General features: G+C 62.0%; 13 protein-coding genes. 2 read left to right on the top strand and 11 right to left on the bottom strand.

Annotated features, from left to right (window positions below; genetic code table 11):
- The 9 genes from NZ746_02955 to NZ746_02915 all read right to left on the bottom strand — a co-directional run.
- The coding region (locus tag NZ746_02955; GenBank protein MCS6816322.1) for a hypothetical protein at positions 1–192 on the bottom strand (192 nt) is incomplete at its 3' end.
- A 184-nt stretch (positions 193–376) separates the two neighbouring features.
- Positions 377–3,856: an NF038122 family metalloprotease gene (locus NZ746_02950; protein ID MCS6816321.1), complete on the bottom strand. Its 3,480-nt coding sequence runs from the start codon at positions 3,854–3,856 to the stop codon at positions 377–379.
- Between the two features lie 106 nt (positions 3,857–3,962).
- The gene (locus NZ746_02945; protein ID MCS6816320.1) at positions 3,963–4,418 is read right to left on the bottom strand and encodes a hypothetical protein; all 456 of its coding nucleotides are present in this window, start codon (positions 4,416–4,418) and stop codon (positions 3,963–3,965) included.
- 91 nt (positions 4,419–4,509) lie between these two features.
- Positions 4,510–5,013 carry a zinc ribbon domain-containing protein gene (locus NZ746_02940; GenBank protein MCS6816319.1) on the bottom strand — a complete coding sequence of 168 codons (504 nt, stop codon included), beginning with the start codon at positions 5,011–5,013 and terminating at the stop codon, positions 4,510–4,512.
- Between the two features lie 187 nt (positions 5,014–5,200).
- Positions 5,201–6,922, bottom strand: coding sequence for an RNA polymerase sigma factor RpoD (gene rpoD / locus NZ746_02935; protein MCS6816318.1), 1,722 nt, complete (start codon positions 6,920–6,922; stop codon positions 5,201–5,203).
- Between the two features lie 74 nt (positions 6,923–6,996).
- A complete protein-coding gene (dnaG, locus tag NZ746_02930; protein MCS6816317.1) occupies positions 6,997–8,796 on the bottom strand; it encodes a DNA primase in 1,800 nt (599 codons plus the stop codon).
- Positions 8,797–8,906: 110 nt separating this feature from the next.
- Positions 8,907–11,312, bottom strand: coding sequence for an endonuclease MutS2 (locus tag NZ746_02925; protein MCS6816316.1), 2,406 nt, complete (start codon positions 11,310–11,312; stop codon positions 8,907–8,909).
- Positions 11,285–12,643: an aminopeptidase P N-terminal domain-containing protein gene (locus NZ746_02920; GenBank protein MCS6816315.1), complete on the bottom strand. Its 1,359-nt coding sequence runs from the start codon at positions 12,641–12,643 to the stop codon at positions 11,285–11,287. Before NZ746_02920 ends, NZ746_02925 begins: the two co-directional genes overlap by 28 nt.
- A 41-nt stretch (positions 12,644–12,684) precedes the next feature.
- Positions 12,685–14,292, bottom strand: coding sequence for a glycosyltransferase family 2 protein (locus NZ746_02915; GenBank protein ID MCS6816314.1), 1,608 nt, complete (start codon positions 14,290–14,292; stop codon positions 12,685–12,687).
- A gap of 151 nt (positions 14,293–14,443) precedes the next feature.
- Between NZ746_02915 and recG the strand changes: the two genes are divergently transcribed.
- Positions 14,444–16,597, top strand: a complete 2,154-nt coding sequence (gene recG, locus NZ746_02910; protein MCS6816313.1) for an ATP-dependent DNA helicase RecG — start codon at positions 14,444–14,446, stop codon at positions 16,595–16,597.
- A gap of 17 nt (positions 16,598–16,614) precedes the next feature.
- Here the strand turns inward: recG and uppP are convergent, their stop codons facing one another.
- Both uppP and NZ746_02900 read right to left on the bottom strand, forming a co-directional pair.
- Positions 16,615–17,454, bottom strand: coding sequence for an undecaprenyl-diphosphatase UppP (uppP, locus tag NZ746_02905; protein ID MCS6816312.1), 840 nt, complete (start codon positions 17,452–17,454; stop codon positions 16,615–16,617).
- A 76-nt stretch (positions 17,455–17,530) separates the two neighbouring features.
- On the bottom strand, positions 17,531–19,192 hold the full coding sequence (locus NZ746_02900) for a ribonuclease J (GenBank protein ID MCS6816311.1): 1,662 nt from the start codon (positions 19,190–19,192) through the stop codon (positions 17,531–17,533).
- A 439-nt stretch (positions 19,193–19,631) separates the two neighbouring features.
- Between NZ746_02900 and NZ746_02895 the strand changes: the two genes are divergently transcribed.
- Positions 19,632–21,089 (top strand): tetratricopeptide repeat protein, encoded by a 1,458-nt coding sequence (locus NZ746_02895; protein MCS6816310.1) that lies wholly within the window; start codon positions 19,632–19,634, stop codon positions 21,087–21,089.
- Positions 21,090–21,109 lie beyond the last annotated feature (20 nt).

Raw genomic sequence — 21,109 nt, 5'->3', positions numbered from 1 at the left:
CGTCGCATACCGTGGCATTTCATCCATGCGCCGAAGTGCTTCTAGATATTTCTCCACGGGAAGGGCCGTCATCCCCGGCGGCAGGCGCTTCCGCGCATAAAACTGCTGCGCTTCTGAAGGGCGGTCGTATCGCGCGCTCTCGGCTCGAGCGCGCTGTCGAAGCGCTTCGATCACAGAACGAGCGCGCGGCATTCGCCCTCGAATTCGAGATGCGAGCGCGCGCGTTCCTTCCATCCGAACGTTCGACTCCCTCGTCAGATTCGGCACGCCCGAAAATGGGCAGAGCGCAAATCCGCAAAAGATGAGAAAGAGGGAACGCGCGAGCGCGCACGAAAGCCTTCGCGAAGCGAACGAGCGGGTCATTATTGCCGTGCCTTCATGGAATCTCTTTCGCTGGAATCGCGCGTCCCTCGCGATCCGCGAGCCCAACATGGCGCACGCGCACGAGCGCTGCAGCAGCTTCCTCAGCCCCAACGCCCGGCACTGGGAGAAACCGCATCTGAGTGAGAACTCGGATGCCACCCGGCAACGTCGGAATCGGTGCTCCCACTGGAGGCACAAGCACAAGCCCGAGGCGTCCCGGTTCGATCACGCGCGCATGCCACTGGAATCCTGCCGGGAGTCCGACAGCTCTCACAGGTTCCGCGAGATCCGGCTGCAACTTCGCCGCATCATATTCGACGATCAACTCGGCGGCAGCCACATCGCTCGCCTCATTGATCAGAACTGGCACGACCAACATCCCCTGGGTCCAAAATCGCTCGCCGAGCGCCACCCAACGCGCTGTCTCTTCCTCACCGGGCACGCGAATAGAGAGCGGACGCTCCCCCGTCAAATGCTGAATCAGGCGCACGACATCTTGCACGTTCACCTGCCCATCGCCATTGACGTCCGCCGCTTGCAAAGCGGCTCCCGTCAGCGGACTCTCTCCCGTCAAATGCCGGATCAACAGGATCAGGTCTTGGACGTTGATCACCCCATCCTGATTGATATCGCCCCGCCGCACCGCCAAGACCGTGAACGTTCCATTCTGCGCCGTGATCCCCACGGAGTTCGCATTCCGATCTGACGCCGAGATGTTCGACAGCGCGAGCGGGCTGGTCGCCCCCGGGCTCGCTCCGCTCGCGACCTGGAACGTGAGCGTGACGATCGTCCCGCTTCCCGAATTGAACGTCGGCAATGGCGACGTCAATGGCGGCGAGATCACAACCGTGATTTGCCCCGTCGTCGCCGTATTCGCGCTCACGGTGAAGGCGCTCGGGACAAGCGAGCCCAATGCGACGGGATTTGCCGCCGGCGTCAGAATCGCGGAATTGAAGCTGAGCGTGAATTGCAAGGCCGAGATGCCCGCTCCCTCCGAGAGCGTAATCGGGATAGTCACGGTCGAACCCGCAGCTCCCTGGACGCTGGCCACGGTCAACGTTCGAGCGACGCCGACCGTGAATGTCCCGTTTTGCGGCGTGATGGGAACAGAGCCAGCATTTGGATCCGACGCCGAAATGTCCGAGAGCGCAAGTGGACTCGTCGCCCCCGAGGATGCGCCGGAGGCCACCTGAAAAGTGATCGTGACGACCGAGCCGCTTCCACTTCGGAACGTCGGCAGCGGCGTCTGAAGCGGCGGAGAGATGACGATCCGCACTTGCCCCGCCGTCGCCGTATTCGGGCTGACCGAGAAAGTGTCCGGCACGAGCGATCCACGTGAGACGGCCGACGGTCCGGAAACCGAGAGCACAGACGGATTGAAGCTCAACGTGAAGGAGAGGGCCGAAATTCCGCTCCCTTCGGAGAGGTTCACGGCGATCGTGACCGTGCGCCCGGGCTCTCCCGAAGCGTTCGGCACGCTGAGCGTTCGTCCTGGAGCCGGTGGAGGGGCGGCCACTCCCTGACCGGTCAAGCTCACCGAGACTGTGCCTTCATCGGGGTCATTGCTCTGGATGCGCAAAGTCCCACTTTGCGCTCCCGCCGCCGTCGGCGCGAATCGCACGGTAATCGTCTGCTGTCCTCCAGCACTCACCGTGAATGGTGCCGAGGGAGAAGTGACCGTGAACCGCGGATTGTCAATGCTCAAAGCGGTAACCGTGAGCGGTGCATTCCCCACGTTTCTCACCGTCACCGTTCGATCGGCCGTCGAACCGACCGTGACGTTACCGAAATCGAGCGCCATTGGCTGCACATCTATATCGGGCTGCGCAGGCGGAGGTTGCGCGCCACCGCTTACTGTCGCCGTCACCGTGAAGGTCGCTGCTCCTGGCCCGAAGTTTCCAACGGCGATGAAATATGCCCCTTCCCGCAAGGGAGGAGAGCTTGACGGCGTCACCGTGATGGTCTCGACACCCGCCGGAGATTCCGAGATGTAATCGGCGACGACGCGCCCCCCCTGAAGCTCGACCCTTTGGCCGAATCGGACGTAGAGATCCACGTCCTGAGTCCCGCTGGCGCGCAACTCCACTCGCAATTGTGTCGCCCCAGCCGGAACCCGGATCCGATACTGTGTCTCGCCCAGCACACCCCGACCGGGTTGAGACGGCGCCGGAATAGAACCCTGCTGCGGTACCCCAGAGGTCAAATCCACAACGTCGCCGCTTGGCGGAGGTTGCGTTTGCGCACTTACCCGATATCCGAAAAAGTCAAGAGCCTTCAAGTCGTTCTCCGTGATCTCGTTCCGCTCTCCGGGGCGAGCCGTTGGATCCATAATGCCGATGTACTGCCCGGTCAAATCGTCGTCCTTCCAATGACTCGCTTGATTTCCATCCCCTCCAGAACCATCCGGCCGCCCAGTGGAGAGCGGAAGCGCTGGAGGTCCGGCGAAGAAAACCTGCTCTCCACCTGAAGACAAGATCCGTTGGGCTGTCGAGAAGGTCGCCTGTGTAACTCCCGGGCGAAAGCGAAAGAGATCCCATACACTCACGGCGACGGGAGAAGAAGCATCTAATTCCCGATATCCGACCAGAGAGGTGAACCCCAAGACATGGCCGATCTCATGCACGGCCGTAGCATCGAAGTCCAGCTTGTCCGGATCAATCCCATCATTGGGATTGAAATCGAACGGCATGTTCGAATTGAAGCCGATAGATGGTGGATCGCCGAACCGGCTGCGCTCACCATCGGGATCGGCGACAGGGTTGATTAGGCCGAGCGCGCGAAAGACAGCCGAAGGAGCCAATATTCGTTCAGTCGCGCCGAGATCGGTTGGCACTTGTCCCTGCGGCAGCGCCGTGTAAATGGTCGTCTCGGATGCAGAGGAGGCCCCAGCGAGTAGTTGGGATCGAACGCCCGAGTAAACGGATCCTCCGACTTCTTGTGTGATCGCAGAACCGATAGTGCGCGGTGAAAAAGGCCGTCCAAATCGCGTGGGCCCGAAATCCACATCGATCACAACGGTGATCGGGCTTTGAATGAGGCGCTCCCACGTTTGCGCGGCGCGCAGGAAAGCCGCTTTCGCTTGAGGAAATTGCTCAAGTTGTGGCGTTCCGCGCAAGATGATCCGAAGTCCTGTTTGCTGCTGGCTCGCTTGAAGAGGGGTGATCACATGCAGCGGCACGTTCGGATCCGGCCGCATCTGAAGCAGCTCCTCCGGCGTCGCTTCGCGGCATGTAGCGCTTCCGTCTTCTCCCTGCACAATAACGAACCCTCCACCTTCGCCATGCGCCGTCAGATGTTCGGTAAGGTCCTGGTGTTGAGTGAAATCTTGGTGCTGAATGAGATCCTGGGTCTTCGAGATCAAGAAATGCGACGCCCGGACTGCATGAGATCGAGCGGAGCGATCCGCTCCCCACGCCAGCAGACCGGGTCCAAGCGCATTGAGCACAAGGACCGCCAGGAACCAATGCGATATGACTTTTCGAGCGTTCCTCATGGTCGCTTCCCTCATCGCCCACATTTCCTATCATCGCGTAAGGATGGACCCGATTTTATCGGTCTCTCCGGGTGAAGTCAATGAACCTCACGCCAGAGGGCACGCGTCAACGGGGGTCATGACGATGAGCGCGAATGTCATCCAGGAGCCGAGTCGGAGACTCCGGCATCTCCGAAGGAAGCGGCATCGTCACGGAAGGGGGCAGAAGTTCATGGGCTCGTGGTTCCGACCGACCCAGTGGCCTCCAAAAGAAGAGGCCATTCACGATCTGCCCGATTCCCACAAAGATGGGAATGAGGCCACAAGTCCAAACTGCCCGAATGATCCGCGCGGCCGCCGGGTCCACATGGGGATGCTGGGCCACGGCGTTCAAAAGGAGGAAGAGGAGCAGAGAGAGGCCGATTCCAACGGAGATCGTCAGCACACCGCTCCGAATATCGTGCAGGCGCTTTTGCTCAGGCGTCGGTTCGGGCCGTGGTGCGAAGATCCACTCCAGGAGCGAGCGTAATCCCTTCGTCGCACTCCGGCCAGCAAGCGCTTCTGCAATGAGGTCGAGATTCATCCCACACATCGTGCAGAATTTTCGTCCTTCGGGGGCTAGCGTTCCGCATCTCGGGCAATACATCATCCCACGCTCCTGAAGTCTTCACGCCTCATCGTCGGACCATATCACCATTGGCGAACCTCTGCGATGGATCAAGAGGGAGTGTCGGCGATTCCGTGACAGAAGGGCGGGATTCCGGGAGATCGCGAGCGCGTACCGTAGCCCCTTCCTCGGGCCGGGGAGCGGACATCGAGTGCCTCTCCCCTTCGCGAGGAAGTGACGGAATGCGCCATTCGATGCGTAGAGCGGGAGAGGCGAAGAGCATAGCGTTCAGAACCTGCCCCAGGCCGATGAAGAACATCATTAGCCCGATGGACGCGAATCCGATGCTATGGCCGAAGAAAAAATAGAAGAAGAACGCGAGACCGAGGCCGGAGAACATCTGCTGCACCCCACGCCGCAAGGTCCTCACGCGTCGTTCGAGAGCCTCCAGCTCCTCCGTCGCCGCCTGACTGGCGAGCGCCTGAAGGACAACGAGCAGATGAAGCCCGCACCCGGTGCAAAATTTTTGCGTCGAGCTAGCCAGTCGTCCACAGCGCGGACAATAGATCATGGCGTCCCTTCCTCACGGGTGAGCGCTTCGCTAAGCGGCGCTCTTGCGAATGAGGCGCGCGAAGGACTTCCGTCGGTCGCGCCGCGGCGCGCTCCAAGGTCTTACGAACGCTTCTCTCTCTTCGATGCTGCACCCCACACTGCCCTTCTACGAGGAAGGGCGACGGCGAGTTCCCGATACGCGGCGCTCACCTTTTCCCTCCCTCTTCCAGATCCATCTTTCCGTCGTAGAATCCTCGCAGCTTGCTTATCCGTCGAGGATGGCGCAGCTTCTTGAGCGCTTTCGCCTCGATCTGACGGATGCGCTCGCGCGTCACGGCGAAATGGCGTCCGATCTCCTCCAGCGTGTGCTCCGTCCCATCGGGGTCCAGCCCGAAGCGCATCTTGATGACCTTCTCCTCGCGCGGGGTGAGCGTCTTGAGCACCTCCTCGGTGGCCCGCCGCAGGTGGTTGGCGATGACGAGATCCATGGGATTGGGAGATTTCATGTCCTCGAGGAAATCTCCCAGATGGCTCGTCTCGTCATCCCCCACCGGGGTCTCCAAGGAGATCGGTTCCTGCATGACGCGCAAGATCCGGCGAATTTTTTGAACGGGCATCGAGAGGCGGGCAGCGACCTCTTCCAGCGTGGGCTCACGTCCGGTCTCATGAAGGATCTGGCGCGATGTCCGCACGATCTTGTTCACCGTCTCCAAAAGGTGCACGGGGATGCGAATCGTCCGCGATTGATCGGCGATGGCGCGCGTGATCGCCTGTCGAATCCACCATGTCGCGTAGGTGGAGAACTTATGCCCCCGTCGATAGTCGAATTTCTCGACGGCCTTCATCAAGCCGATGTTCCCTTCCTGGATGAGATCGAGGATATGCAGGCCGCGATTGACGTAGCGTCGCGCGATGGAGACGACGAGGCGGAGATTCGCCTCCACCATCTCGTTCTTAGCTTGCATCATTTCGGCCTCGCTGGACGTGATCGCTTGCAGCGAACGTTTGATCTCGAAGGCCGAGACGCGATACCGCGCTTCGATCGCCTTGAGCTGACGACGAGCCGCTTGCATCTCCCGCTTCCATCGCGTCTCTTCCTCGCTCTTCTTCTGTGCGAACTCGATCTGGCTGAGGGCTTGTGTGATGCGTTCCTCGAGCGCCCGGATCTCCTCGGCCACGCGCTGAACGGCATGGATCAAGCGCTGTTGGAACTTCGGCGTGAACTCCAAGCGAGCAATCCAACGGGCGATTTCGATCCGTCGTCGCGCCAGGCGACGAGCGAGCCGCCGCGCGCGCTTCCCCTGCCGATCTATTCGCCGTTCCCGCTCCAATTGCTCCGCCAGTCGAATAGCCTCCTGAGCCAGCCGACTGATCATCGAAAAGGCATGGAGCGTTTGGCCCAGACGCTCCTGGACGAGGACATCGGTCAACGGCTCGTGATCGGGAATGTTGATAACCTCGCGAAGATTGAGCTGCCCGCACGTCAATTCCTGGCCCGCCCGAAGAAGCTCTTCGACGACGACGGGCGAGCGCGCGAGCGCTTTCTGCAATCGCTGCCGTCCGCGTTCGATGCGCTTGGCCAGGGCGATCTCTCCGTCCCGCGTCAACAGCGGCACAACGGCCATTTCTCGAAGATAAATCCGCACCGGATCATGCGGCCCTTCTTCCTCATCGTCCTCCGGGAGCACCGGCTCTTCCTCCTTCGGCTCGGACGCGCGCTCCGATAGCACGCCGCTCTCCAGCTCCTCCGCCTCGCCTACGTGAATCCCTGCCGAATCAATCGTCTCCAAGATCGCTTCGATGTCCTCGGGGGAGACCAACTCGTCCGGGAGTGTGCGGTTGATGTCGTCGAACGTGAGATAGGATTTCTCCCGCCCGAGCTCGAGGAGTCGCTCGATCTCATCGCGATATTTCTCACTCAGCGTCATAGGTACCACTCACCTCGTTGCCAAGAATTCGCGTTCTTGATCGCACCCCCATCGAAATCGGAATGATGTCACTTTCAACCCCCCGGCTTCGCTAAAGCCGCCGCTACTTCACATTTTCGCCGGAGCAGCTCCTTCAAACGTTCCTCCTCGCCCGGAGGGAGCTGCTCGATCTCCGCCTGCAACGCGAACAGCTCGCGCTCTAAGCGGCGTCGGCGCAATCCGCGCAAGCTCCCACGCGCTCGTTCCAATAATTCCCCGGAGGTTCCCGACACCTCCGTCACCAGGATGCGCTCCAGAAGATCGAGCGTGACTGGATCTTCGGCGAACCGCTCCGCCAACGCGGCATAGCTCACATCTATCGGATGGAGGACGCGCAGTGCATCGAAGATGCGCTCGCTCACTAGGCCCCGCACATCGTCTGGCTCCAGTTCGGCCAAGATCTGCGCCCGCACGTCGTCGGGCGCATGCAGGAGGACTTCGAGCAAAAGCCGCTCAGATTCCGTCACCTCGTGCGCGACTCCCGTCGAAATCCGCTCCAGGGGATCCTCGCTCCGATCGCTGCCGCTCAGCGTCCGACGGTATCGCTTCACGGCTTCTCGAACCAACGCGCTCTCCATTCCCAGCCGACCGGCCACGCGATCGGCGCTCGCCGCGCGCTCAATCGCGTCGGAAATCGCAGCGATGTAGGGAAGGACCATCTTGAGCGCGCGCGCTTGAACAGAAGGCGAGAGAGGGAACGATGCGCCCCGCAGGGCTTCGTTCAACAGGAAATCGAGATAATGCGCGGCCGCAGCGACGCGTTCCCGATAGGCCGCAGCTCCAAAGCGCCGGACGAAGGAATCGGGATCTTCACCTTCAGGCAAGCTCACGATAGAGACCTCTAGCCCGCCGTGAAGGAGTTTCTCCAGATTGCGCGACATGGCCTGCCGCCCAGCCGTATCGGCATCGAAATTAAGCACGACGCGCTCGGCATATCGCCGGAGAAGACGCACCTGCTCATCGGTGAGCGCGGTCCCCAGCGTGGCGACGACGTTCTCGATGCCGTGTTCAAACAGCGCGAGCCAGTCGAAATATCCTTCCACAAGGATCGCCTGCCCCACATGGCGAATAGCGTCGCGCGCTTCGAACAGGCCGAAGAGATGTCGCCCCTTGGCATAGAGCGCGGTCTCGGGAGAGTTCACATACTTGGGCTCTTCCGTCCCGAGCGCGCGCCCGCCGAAGCCCACGATCCGCCCGTGAACGTCTCGGATCGGGAAAATGAGCCGATGCCGGAACCGATCATAGAACCCGCGCCGATCCTCGCGCAGCGTGACGAGTCCGCTGCGCTCCAGCTCCTCGCGCGTCACCTGGCGAGCCAGCAAATATTCCGACAACGTCGTCCAACTCTCCGGGGCATAGCCTAAGCGAAAGCGACGGATCGCCTCCGAGGAGACGCCGCGCGCGGTCAGATAGGCGCGCGCCGCCTCCCCTCTGGGCTCGCGCAAACAGCGCTCGAAGAACTCACATGCCCAGGCGTTGATCTGAGCGAGACGACGCTGCCATTCGATCCGTGCCTGCCGATCCGATGCACCTTCGCGCTCCGCAAAGGAAGGGATGGGGATGCCCTGCTTCTCCGCGACGAGACGCACGGCCTCCCACCAAGAGCATCCTTCCATCCGCATGACGAAGGCGAAGACATCGCCGCCTTGGCCGCAACCGAAGCATTTGAAGATCTGTTTGACCGGATGAACGGCGAACGAGGGCGTGCGCTCGCGATGAAAGGGACAAAGGGCCATGTAGTTGCTCCCGCGCTTGCGCAACGCGATGTAGTCGGAGATGATTCGAACGATGTCCGTTTGCTCTCGCACGCGTTCGGCGAATTCTCGTGGCGTCATTCTTCGGCTCCTTCGGCGCGTGCCCTGGCGCTGCCGCGTTCTCCTCTCGGCAAGCGATTCTAGATGAGCCGTCGCGCAAAAAGCAAGGGAATGCGCCGAGCGAATCGCGCTCAGCGCTCGTTCAACTCAACGAGCGTCGCGCCATCGGCCGATGCCGGTCGAAATCGCGCGACGTGGGGATGTCGGGACAAGAACTCGCGCACGGCTCGACGCAACGCTCCCGAGCCGGCACCATGAATGATCGTCACCTCGCGCCGATCGGCCAGATACGCGGCGTCCAAGAACCGATCCGTCAACTCGAGCGCCTCTTCGACCGTCTTCCCAATGAGATTCAGCTCCGAGGGCACATCCGCGCGGGCGGCGAGCTGCAGTCGAACGCGCTCACTCGGTCGCTCGATAGTCTCCGGCGTCGGCTCAAGGAGCACATCGAGATCGCTCACACTCGCGCGCACGCGCAGGGGACCGAGGTGCACGAGCACCTGCTCGGGTTCGACTTCCGCCACCACGCCAATCTGATTCAAGCTCCGGACGCGCACGCGATCACCGGGTTTCAAAGCGACTTCCTCGGCGGGAAGCATGTGAGGCGTTGGCGCGCTCGTCGGAGGCGTCTCGAACGAGACAGCGCGCGCGCGCTGCCATACATCCGATTTGAACTTCGCCATGCGACGCTCGATGAGACGCCGTGCCTGTCGGCGCGCCTGTTCGTCGGTGATCTGACCGAGCAATTCCTCAGCCCGCTGAGCGACGGTCGCCAGGAACTCGCGCAGCATTGTCTCGAACTGCCGCTGCCGCTGCTGCTCGCGGGCGAAGAACTCGCGCTGCAACTGCTCGTAGCGCTCGGCGAGGGCCGCGCGTTCTTCCTCCAAGGCCATGCGCGCCGCGCGTTGCTGCTCCAGCTCTTCTCGCAACCGATTCAAATAACGATTCGCCTCCTGTTCGGAAGCCCCCAATTGCTTCCGCGCTTCTGCGAGGATCTCCTCCGGCAACCCGACGCGGCGCGCGATCTCCAACGCGCTTGAGGCTCCGGCCACGCCTTGCTGCAAGCGATACGTCGGCTGCAAGCGCACTTCGTCGAATTCGACCGCCGCATTCACGACGCCGGGGGTGAGATACCCGTAGGTTTTCAGCGCCGAGTAGTGCGTCGCGGCGACGACCATCGCGCCGCGTCGTCGGAAATAGTCCACAATGGCGACCGCCAATGCTGCTCCCTCCTCCGGATCCGTCCCCGTGCCCACTTCGTCAATGAGCACGAGCGCCGGCTGCTGCAACTGCTCGGCCATCTCCCGCACGCTCGTGATATGCGCCGTGAAGGTCGAAAGGTTGGCCACTAACGATTGCCGATCGCCGATGTCGGCGAGGATGCTCCGAAAGACCGAGAGCGTCGCCGCGCGCGCTGGGATGAGCATTCCCGATTGCGCCATCAGGGCGAGGAGGCCAATCGTCTTCACGGCTACGGTCTTTCCCCCCGCATTCGGCCCGCTGATGATCAAGACGCGATGTGCGTCATCGAGGGCGACGGAGATCGGGACGATCGGCTCCCCGCGCTGCCGCAGGACGTGTTCAAGAAGCACATGCCGCGCCTCTTCGAGCACGAGCGTCACACGATCGCTCACCAACTCCGGCTCCACGCATCGGAAGTCGAGGGCTAATCGCGCCTTAGCGCTGAGCACGTCCAGCTCCGCGATGAGTCGGGCCAATTTCTCCAACAGCGGCAGCTCCCAACGCAATCGCTCGCTCATCTCGCGCAAGATGCGGGCGATCTCCGCTTGCTCCTCCTCGCGCCATCGCACCAGCTCGTTGTTCAACTCGATCGTTTCGAGCGGTTCGATGAAGACGGTCGCGCCGCTGGAGGAGACGGCGTGGACGACGCCCGGCACCTGCGTGCGATGCGATGCCCGAACGGGGATCACGTAGCGCTCGTTGCGCAGCGTCACCAACTCATCCTGCACGATGCCTTCGGGGCTGGCGCGCATGATCTCTTCCAGCCGCCGATAAATGCGCGCGCGCAGTCGGTGGATGTGCTGCCGGATCTCGGCCAATTCCGGACTCGCATGATCATCAATTTCGCCGCCCGGCAAGATTTTCCCCCGCAGATGTCGAAGCGCGGGGCGCAGGTCCGGGATCTCCGCAATGAACGCCGCCAGATGCGGGTATTGGCGCCGTTGCCCGAGGACGGAGGTTCGGACATCCTGTCCCACTTCGATGAGCGCAATCAGATCCAAAATCTGCGTCGGCGACAGGGTGGCATTCTCGATCCGCAACAACTGCAGCGCTTCCGTCGGATCGGCCAGCCCACTTAATCCGAACCCCGAATGGGCGCTGAGATACTGCGCGGCATCGCTCACGAGTCGAAGCTGACGCCGAATCTCCTCCGGATCAGTCATTGGCCGCAGTTGTTCGACCAAACGCCGGCCTTGCGGCGTCTGCGTCCGCTCCGCCAGTAGCGCCAACAACGCTTCGTATTCGAGCGACTCGAAAGTCAAGGGCGTCATCGCGCTGTTCGCCTCGCCATCCATCGCTCGACTTCATCGGGCGCGCTCGGGATATTGGCCGAGAGCTTCACCAATCCGGTCTCCGTGACCAGATACATGTCCTCGATGCGCACGCCGATGTGTTCATCGGGCAGATAAATGCCCGGTTCGATGGTGATCACCACCCCCGGAACGAGCGGCTTGCTGTAATCCCCGACATCATGGACATCGAGTCCGACGTAGTGGCCCAAACCATGAAGGAAGAAGCGATCGAGCGTCTGCCCATCGCGAGCGCGCACGGGGCTCTCTCGCATGAAGCGACGCGCGACCTCTTGCAGCTCGCGCATCGTCGTCTGACCGGGACGGAAAGCGGCCTCGGCCGCCTTCTGTGCTCCCAACACCACCGCGTAAATCTGCCGTTGCCGTTCGGTGAAGCGACCGCTGGCCGGATATGTGCGCGTGATGTCAGCCGTGTAGTACTCGTATTCGGCTCCGATGTCCACGACGACCAGATCGCCCGCGGCGATCTGGCGACGATTCGCCTGATAATGCAAGATCGTGGAATTCGGACCCGATCCGATGATCGGGGGGAAGCCCGCGCGCCGCGCTCCATTCTTCAAGAATGTGGCCATGACGATGGCTTCCAGTTCGTATTCGAACATCCCGGGTCGCAACGCGCGCGCGACTTCGCGATGCGCATCGGCTGTGATGCGCGCGGCCTCGCGCAAGAGCGTGATTTCGGCCGGCGATTTGATCCGCCGAAGCTCAGCGAGCAGCGGTCGAACATCGCGCACTTCGACCCCGTGGCGAAAGCGCTCGAGGAACGCCTGCTCGCGACTGAATCGCGCCGACGGCCCCGAAGGGATGACCGTGTAAACGACTTTCGCGGACTCGAGCATCTTCGGCAACTCGCTCTCGAACGCCGTCGTCGGCAACGCGCGTTCGACGCCGAATTCCGATACGGCCTCCTCAGGTCCGACCTTGGGCCCCGTCCATCGCTCGCGCGCCGGATTGCGCGGCGGCAGAAAGAGTACCTCTCGCACTCCGTTGGGACCATAGCCTTTGGGGATCAACGCGAGGATCGCTCCCGGTACCTCCACGCCTGTCAGATACATGAAGTAGCTTCGCTGGCGAAACTTCTGCTCGACCTCGTTATCCTCCTCCTCCGTCTTTCCCGAAAGGAGCACGATCCCTTCGGGGATGAGCTCCATCAAACGTTCGCGCCGCTGCCGATATTCTTCGAGCGGAATCCCCAGCAGCGTCTTCCCCTTCGGGCTCGCTTTCTGCACAGCTGTCCCGGTGGCGCCGAAGGGGACGAGGGATCCCACCAACACGGCACTGAGGATCAGAATCCGAAGGATGAGATGTCGTCGCATGGTCACACCTCCCACGGGATCACACATCGCTGGAAATCTCTTCATCGGGTCGCGCGCGCGACTGCGCGCCCTTGGATGACGGAGAACGCTCCCGTGAATCCATACCCCAGAAAGAAGAGGACGAGGAAGGGGATCGTCCCATAAATCTGCATCTGAGTCGCATAGGAGACGACGAAGACGAAGTAAACGGCGAGCGCTAATTCGAGGAACGGGGTGAGATCATGACGGAACGTATAGCGCTTGCTCTTCCACTCATCGCGCCGAGACTCGATCTTGAATTTCGGCGTGCGCGCAAACGCCGAGCGAATGCCGAGGAACGCCTCCAGCGCCGCGCGGGCGTTATTGAGCGCCAGTCCGATCCCCACGGCCATCACCAGCGGGAGATATTTCACCTGCCGCTTCCAATCGGGATAGAGATGCCAGATGGCCACGCCGTAAAAGGCGAGCACCGACACGGTGGCGAAAAGCAAGATCGGCACATCCAGGACGAGCAGGTGGAACCATCCTTGATTGTACCGCGCGATTAGGACCGGCCAATGGAGCAAACTGAGAAGGATGACCAGGGGAGCGTTCGCGTTGTTGGTGAATCGAAAGAACAGTTCGAGTTTGACGGACCAGGGGAGCGGGCTGCGGAAGATGCGCCCGATCAATTTGAAGCCCACCTGCAGCACGCCCTTGGCCCACCGGCGTTGTTGGACTTTGAAGGAGTTCATGTCCACGGGCAATTCCGAAGGGACGTCTTCATCGAGCAAGTAGATGAACTTCCACCCGAAGAGCTGCGCGCGGTAGCTGAGATCGGTATCTTCGGCCAATGTATCGCACTGCCATCCTCCGCTCCACTCGATGGCCGTGCGCCGCCACATCCCTGCTGTGCCGTTGAAATTGAAGAAGCTGCCGGAGCCACTGCGCGCCGTTTGCTCCACGACGAAATGGCCATCGAGCATGATCTGCTGAAGGCGCGTCAGGAGATTGTAATCGGCGTTGATGTAGCTCCAGCGCATCTGGACCATGCCGACCTGCGGGTCCGTGAAGTAAGGCACCATCTTGCGCAAGCAATCGGAGCGGGGGATGAAATCGGCATCGAAGATGGCGATCAGTTCTCCGCGAGCGAACGATAAGCCATACGCCAACGCTCCGGCTTTGAAGCCCTGACGATCTCCCCGTCGAAGGTAGACGATGTCATACCCCTCAGCTCGATACTGTTCGACCAAGCGTCGGCAGATCTCCGACGTCTCATCGGTCGAATCATCGAGGACCTGAATCTCCAACCGATCGCGGGGATAATCCAACTGCGTCACGGCGCGAAGGAGTCGTTCGACGACGTACATCTCGTTGTAGATGGGCAATTGCACGGTCACGCGCGGCAGCTCCGCTTCGGAGAAAGTTCCGCGGGGCTGTGGCCGATAGTGACGATATCGGAGGAAGAGATACACGAGGCGGAACCGATAGATGCCGTAGATCGAGAGCAGCAGCAGGATGCCGAAGTAGATGCCCATCACCACCCAATCGAAGGCATCCGCGTGGTAGAGATAACTGATGTTCGGGCGAGCGCCTCCTTCCCCAAGTACGCGCCGCACGATCTCCGGAATCGGCTCCGGCGGCATCAATTCCCCTTGATCCGCGAACGCAGAGAACCCGACATCCCCCATATGTTTCCCATTCTCCGAATCTCGGCACACCCGCTCACGCCGCGATTAATTCTACACTGCTTGGGGGGGATGTCAACGAGCCCGAAGGAGAGCGCAGTGGAGGATCACCACCGCCGTCGGATATACTTTCCCCCTCATGGCGGAATCGAAGATGAGCGTGTTCTCGCTTCAGATGCCGCTCGCTCGCTTGCATCAGTGCCGGATTCCGCGTGTGGGACCACAGCGGGCGCGCGCGCTGGCTGCCGCCATGGCCCATTTCCTCGGCCTCTCCGATCCACACCAGGTCACGGTCGAAGATCTTCTCCTCTATCTGCCCATGCGATATGAGGATCGTTCGCACCTGGCGCGCATCGTCGAATTGCGCGAGAACATGTGGGCTTCCCTTGAAGTCGTCGTGCGCGTCACCGGCAGCTATGCCGTGAAGGGTGGTCAGTTGACGATCTTCGAGCTATCGGCCACCGACGAGACGGGACAAATTCGCGCCTTCTGGTGGAATCGCCCGTGGTTGGAGAAGACCTTTCCGCGCGGCGCGCGCGTGATCCTCTACGGACAATGGCGGTACAACGCTGCTCGACGGTGCTTCGAAGCTGAGAACCCGGACTTCGAGGTCCTCACCGAAGAAGACGACGTCGCCGCGGCCATCCACACCGGGCGGCGCGTCCCCATCTATCGCAAGCTGGGACCATTCACGACGCGACCGCTGCGCGCAATCCTCCACCATCTGGTGCAACAACTCACGGCGGAGAACGTGCCCGAGATGCTGCCGGAAGAGACGCGACGGCGCTTGCACCTCATTCCACGATACGAGGCACTGCGATACGTCCACTTTCCGGAGGACGAGGCGCCGCTAGAGGATTATAACGAAGCGCGATCACCGGCCCATCGCCGATTGATCTTCGAGGAATTCCTCCGCCTTCAACTCGCTCTTGGGTTGCGCCGAGAAGAGCGCGAGCATTCGCCGAAAGGTCCGCACATCCGCGTGGACGACCGCATCCGCGAGATCGTGCGCGCGATCTTACCTTTTCGCTTGACCGAAGGGCAGCGCCACGCGCTCCGCGAGATCGTGCGGGATATGTGCTCCCCGCGGCCGATGAATCGCCTCTTGCAGGGGGATGTCGGCAGTGGCAAGACGATCGTCGCGCTTCTGGCGATGGTCGTCGCCGTCGAGAACGGCTATCAGGCGGCGCTGATGGTGCCCACCGAGATCCTGGCCGAACAACACGCGCGCAATGTGAAGCGATGGCTCGCCCAAACTTCCTATCGCGTCGAGCTGCTCACGGGTAGTCTGCGCAACGCTGAGAAGCGCGAGCTGTACGAGGCCCTCTCTCGCGGCGAGATTCAAATCGTCATCGGCACGCACGCCCTCATCCAAGAAGGCGTGCGCTTTCATAACCTCGGCCTCGTCGTCATTGACGAACAGCATCGCTTCGGCGTCTTGCAGCGGGCGGAACTGATCCGGCGCGGTTATAACCCCGATGTCCTCGTGATGACGGCCACGCCGATCCCGCGCTCGCTGGCGATGACCGTCTACGGAGATCTCGACATCTCGATCATTCGCGATCTCCCGCCGGGGCGAACGCCCGTCCGGACCTTCCTTCGAACCGAGGAAGCGCGACCGGCGATCTACCAATTCATCGCCGCGCAAGTCCGCGCCGGACGCCAGGCCTACATCGTCTATCCCCTCGTCGAAGAGTCCGAGAAGATGGACCTGCTGAACGCCACGCAGATGGCCGACCATTTGCAACGGGTCGTCTTCCCCGAGTTCCGCGTCGGTCTCTTGCATGGGAAGATGCGCCCGGCCGAGAAGGACGAGGTCATGCGCCGATTCCTCGCGGGGGAGATCGACATTCTCGTCGCGACGACCGTCATCGAAGTCGGCGTGGATGTACCCAATGCCACGGTCATGCTTATCGAGCATGCGGAGCGCTTCGGATTGGCGCAGTTGCATCAACTGCGCGGACGCGTGGGCCGAGGCGCGGCCGAATCCTATTGCATCCTTCTGGCGCATGATCTGACGACCCCCGAAGCCCGCGAACGCCTGCGAGTGATGGTCGAGACCACCGACGGATTCAAGATCGCGGAGAAAGACCTAGAGATTCGCGGTCCGGGTGAACTGATGGGGACGCGACAATCCGGCGCGCCGGTCTTTCGCATCGGTCATCTCGTTCGGGATCGTCATCTGCTGGAGCTGGCGCGGCACGAAGCCCGTCGGCTCTTAACCCGGCGATCGCAGCTTCCCGAACTCGCGCCCTTGCTCGACCAGATTCGTCGCCAACCGCAATATGGTCTCACATCCATTGGATGACGCGCACCTTCCCTCGCTCATTCGATGAGCCCGAGCTTCACCAACACGAGCAACAGAGAACCGAGCACCAACCGATAGACGACGAAGAGATAGGTCGTGTGCGTCCGCAGGTAGCGGAGGAGGAACTCGATGGCGAGATAGCCGCTTATCCCGGCCAGCAGCGTCGCCACAAGAAGCGGCACGCTGTAGGCCCCCACGAGCTGATGGCGAATGGTATAGAGCTCGTAGAGCCCGCTCAAGGTCACCGAGGGAATGCTCAGCAGGAAGGAGAAGCGCGCTGCCGCCTCGCGCGTGAAGCCAAGGAACAGCCCCGCCGTGATCGTCGTCCCCGAGCGCGAGGAGCCGGGGATCAAAGCGAGCGCTTGCGCGATCCCGATGATCACGGCGTCGCGCGCGGTCACTTCCGTCAACTCCCGACGACGGGAGGACACGCACTCGGCCACCAGCAAAAGCAGGGCCAGTCCGATCAGCGCCCCTGCGATCACCACGAGCGACCGAGCGCCCGTGAGGATGAACGGTTCAAAGGCGAGCCCTCCGATGATGATCGGAATCGTCCCCAATCCGATGAGCCAAGCCAACCGCGCCGGGAACGTCTCCAACGGACGGCCGCGCACGAGAGCGCGCACGAAGGCGCCGGTCAACTCGCCGACCTCATGCCGAAAATAGCTGAGCACGGCCGCGAGCGTCCCCAGTTGGATCACTGCGGACGCGGGCGCTCCCGGATCGTTCCACGGTCGCGTCGGGTCAAGCTCTTTCAAAAGGGCGGGGATGATGCGCAAATGCGCCGTGCTGCTGATGGGGAGAAACTCCGTGAGTCCCTGCACGAGCCCGAGCACGATCGCTTCCACCATCGTCATATGCGCCGAATTGCCCCCCTCGCTTCGCCGCGTGGTTGAATTTCCTTCCTCGCCCTTCGCCGTGCGGATGAAGTCGTCAAATCTCGATGATCACCGGGATGATCATCGGATGGCGCTCGGTCTGGCGCGCGATCATCCGCTTCAACTCGATCCGAATCTTCTCTTTCATGACGGCGCCATCGGTCCGTTCATCGAGATCAGCCGCGGCGATCGTCTCGATCACTCGTTCGCGCGCCCGCTCGAGCAATTCCTCGCCGTTCTCCGAGGCGATGAATCCGCGGGTGACGATCTCCGGGGGAGCTTCCAATTCTCCCGTCGTCTTATTAATGACGACGATGGGGAGGACGAAGCCATCCTCGGCCAGATGTCGCCGATCGTGGATGACGAACTCCTCGATCTCCTCAAAGCCCGCTCCGTCAATGAACGTGCGCCCGACCGGAACCGTCGCCCCGCTGATGCGCGCGCCCTCGCCATCCAGCTCGATGATCTGACCATTCTCGACGACGAGGACTTGATCGGGGTGGAAACCGACCGCGCAGGCGAACTCCTTATGGCGGCAGAGTCGCCGATAATCGCCGTGAATCGGGATGAGATACTTCGGGCGCAAGACGCGGTAGAATTCCCGCAGATCGTCCTGCGACGGATGCCCGGAGACGTGCACCCGTTTGATCGTCTCATCCACGACGCGCGCGCCGCGCCGATAGATGTGATCCATGAGCCGCGAGATCGCTCGTTCATTCCCGGGGATGATGCGCGCCGAGAGGACGACCGTGTCCTCGGGTTCGATCCGCAACTGTTTGTACGAGCCCGTCGCCATGCGGGCGAGCGCTGCCATCGGCTCTCCCTGGCATCCCGTGACGAGCATGGCCACGCGCTCGCGCGGCAACCGCGGCACATCGTGAGGCGAGACGAGGAGCCCCGGCGGCACATCGAGATACCGCTCGGCCATGGCCGTCTCCACCATGCGCACCATCGTCGAACCCACCAGCGCGAGCCGACAGTCGTATTCGTAGGCCAGATCCATGATGAGCTGAATCCGATGGATCGAAGAGGCGAAACAACTGAAGATCAAGCGCCCGGGCGCTTGCTCGAAGATCTCTTCAAGGGCCGGGAGGACGGCGCGCTCCGAGGGCGTGCGCCCACTGCGCTCGACGTTCGTCGAATCCGCTAGCAGCGCGAGCACGCCGCGATCGCCGTATTGGCGCAAGCGCGTGAGATCGGTCGGTTCGCCAATGACCGGATCCTCATCCAACTTCACATCGGTCAGATGCACGAGGATCCCCACCGGCGTTCGAATGGCCAGCGCCAAGCAATCTATGGTCGAATGCGCGGCCCCGATGAACTCGATCTCGAAAGGCCCCGTCTCCACGAAATCGCCCGGTTCGACGACATGCAGCTCGGCCTCGTTGAGGAGACCATGTTCGAGGAGCTTGTGCTGGGCCACGGCCAGCGTGAAGCGCGCTCCATAGACGGGAACGTTGGCGAGCTTCAGCAAATAGGGCAAAGCGCCAATGTGATCCTCGTGCGCGTGCGTGAGGATGAGGGCGCGCACGCGCGCCGCATTCGCCTCGATGAATCGAAAATCCGGAATGACGACGTCCACGCCGTGCAAGCTCTCGTCGGGGAACATCAGGCCCGCATCAATGAGGAGGATGTCCTCCCCAAAGCGCAAGGCCAGCATGTTCATCCCGAATTCTCCTAGCCCGCCGAGCGGAATGATCTCCAGCTTCGCCCTCACGGTTGCCCTCTCTCCTTGGGAGAATCTTGGGATGCGCCGTGTCGTCCCCCACCCGATGGCGCGACTCCCACGGACGTCTTCGCTCGTCCCCACATCGGCAGATGAACAAGGGACATTCTACATCCCCCCCGCGAGGAAGAGCAAGCGAGAGAAGAACAAGGGGGCATCGGTCGCGCTCGCTCGCGCGCGAAGACGTCATGCGCATCGCCCAGATCGCGCGCGGCCGATGATGCGCGTTCGCCGCCCTGACCATGGCATCAGCGGCTTCGATCACCCGACCACGAATCTTCGCGTCTCGATCACGCCCGAAGCGTCCAAACGCCATCTTCTACTCCTCCTGCGAAGGCCTCTTTCTATCCCAGCGCCGAGCCACGTCCGGGAAAAGATGCGGCAGCCCAGAAATTGTGCTACGATTTCCCCACGCGGACGAGGACGAACGATGAGGAACGGTCACATCGCGATCATCCTTCTGCTTCTGCTCATCCGAGTCGGTCTGGGCGCCTCCGAGCGCCTGCAGCAACCGACCGCCGAAGCGCGCGCGCGGGAAGAAGCCATCGCGAAATTCGAGGCGGGACAGGCCGCTCACGAACAGGGGCGATTGACGGAGGCGATCGCGCTCTACACGGCGGCTTTGGAGCATCTGCCGGATTTCCCCGAAGCCCTTTATCAACGTGCGGCGGCATATTTCGCCCTCGACCGATGGGAGGAGAGCGAAAAGGACCTCCTTCGCGTGCTCGAACGCGAGCGCGAGCTGCTGGATGACACAACGGCTGAGCCGACACTGGCAGCTTTCTTCGCCCGCGTCCACACGTTGCTTGCGGAAGTCCTCCTGCATCGTCGTCGCCTCGCGGAAGCCGAGGCACACCTGGAGCGCGCGCAGGCGCTCGATCCTCAGTTTCAACGGGTCCGCATTGTGCGGGCGTCTCTCGCTTTAGCGCGGAAAGCTCCCGATGAAGCGATTGCCGAATTGAATCGCGCGGCGGAACTCGGTCCGCCGACAGCGGCGTTCTACATCTTGCTCGGCCTGGCCGAGGAGCAAAAGGATAATCCCGAAGCCGCCCTGCAGGCCTACGCGCGCGCTCTCGCGCTCGATCCGAACGCTCTGGCTGCGCGCGAGGCGCGCAGCCGATTGCTCTTGGCGCGAAAAGATTACGCCCGCGCGCTCGAAGACTTAGAAGTCCTGGCGCGCGTCCGCAAGACGACGGTCGCTGAGCAGCGATTGGCCGAAGCCTATGCCCTCGCCGGACGAACGGAAGACGCCATCGCACTCTTTCAGCAAATCCTCGCGCGCGAACCGACTCACCGAGAGGCCCGGGAACTCTTGATCGCGCTGTTGGAGCGAACCGGACGCACGGCCGAGGCCCTCGCGCACGCGCAGCAGCTCGCCGAAACGCATCCCCAGGATCCGAAGGCGCAGGCGCTGCTCGGCGAATTGCTCCTTCCGAACGATCCGGAGAAGGCAGCGCGCGCTTTCGAGCAAGCCGCACGGTTCGATCCGGAGAACCTCAACCACCGCACGAATCTGGGTGCGGCGCTCTTGAAGCTTCGCCGCTTTCCCGAAGCGATCGAAGTCTTCGCGAGTGTTCTCACTCGCGATCCGAACAACTATCCGGCGCGCGCGGGACTGGGGACGGCCTATTTCGAGCTGAAGGACTACGCGCAAGCGGCTCGCGAATTCACGTGGGTCATCGAGCGCCGACCGGAGACCGCCGTCGCCTATTACTTCCTCGCCATCTGCTACGATCGGCTGCGCGACTACGAGCGCGCGCTTCCGCTCTACGAACGCTTCCTTACGCTCGCTGATCCGACGAAACACCGAACGGAGATCGAGAGCGTGCAATTCCGCTTGCCCGCGTTGCGACGGCAAATCGAGGAAGCCAAGAAGCGCCGGCGGTGAGAGATCTGTGAGCCAACAGG

The sequence above is a fragment of the Blastocatellia bacterium genome (assembly GCA_025055075.1).
Taxonomy (GTDB): Bacteria; Acidobacteriota; Blastocatellia; order HR10; family HR10; genus HR10.
This window is presented reverse-complemented; position numbering and strand designations above follow the sequence as displayed.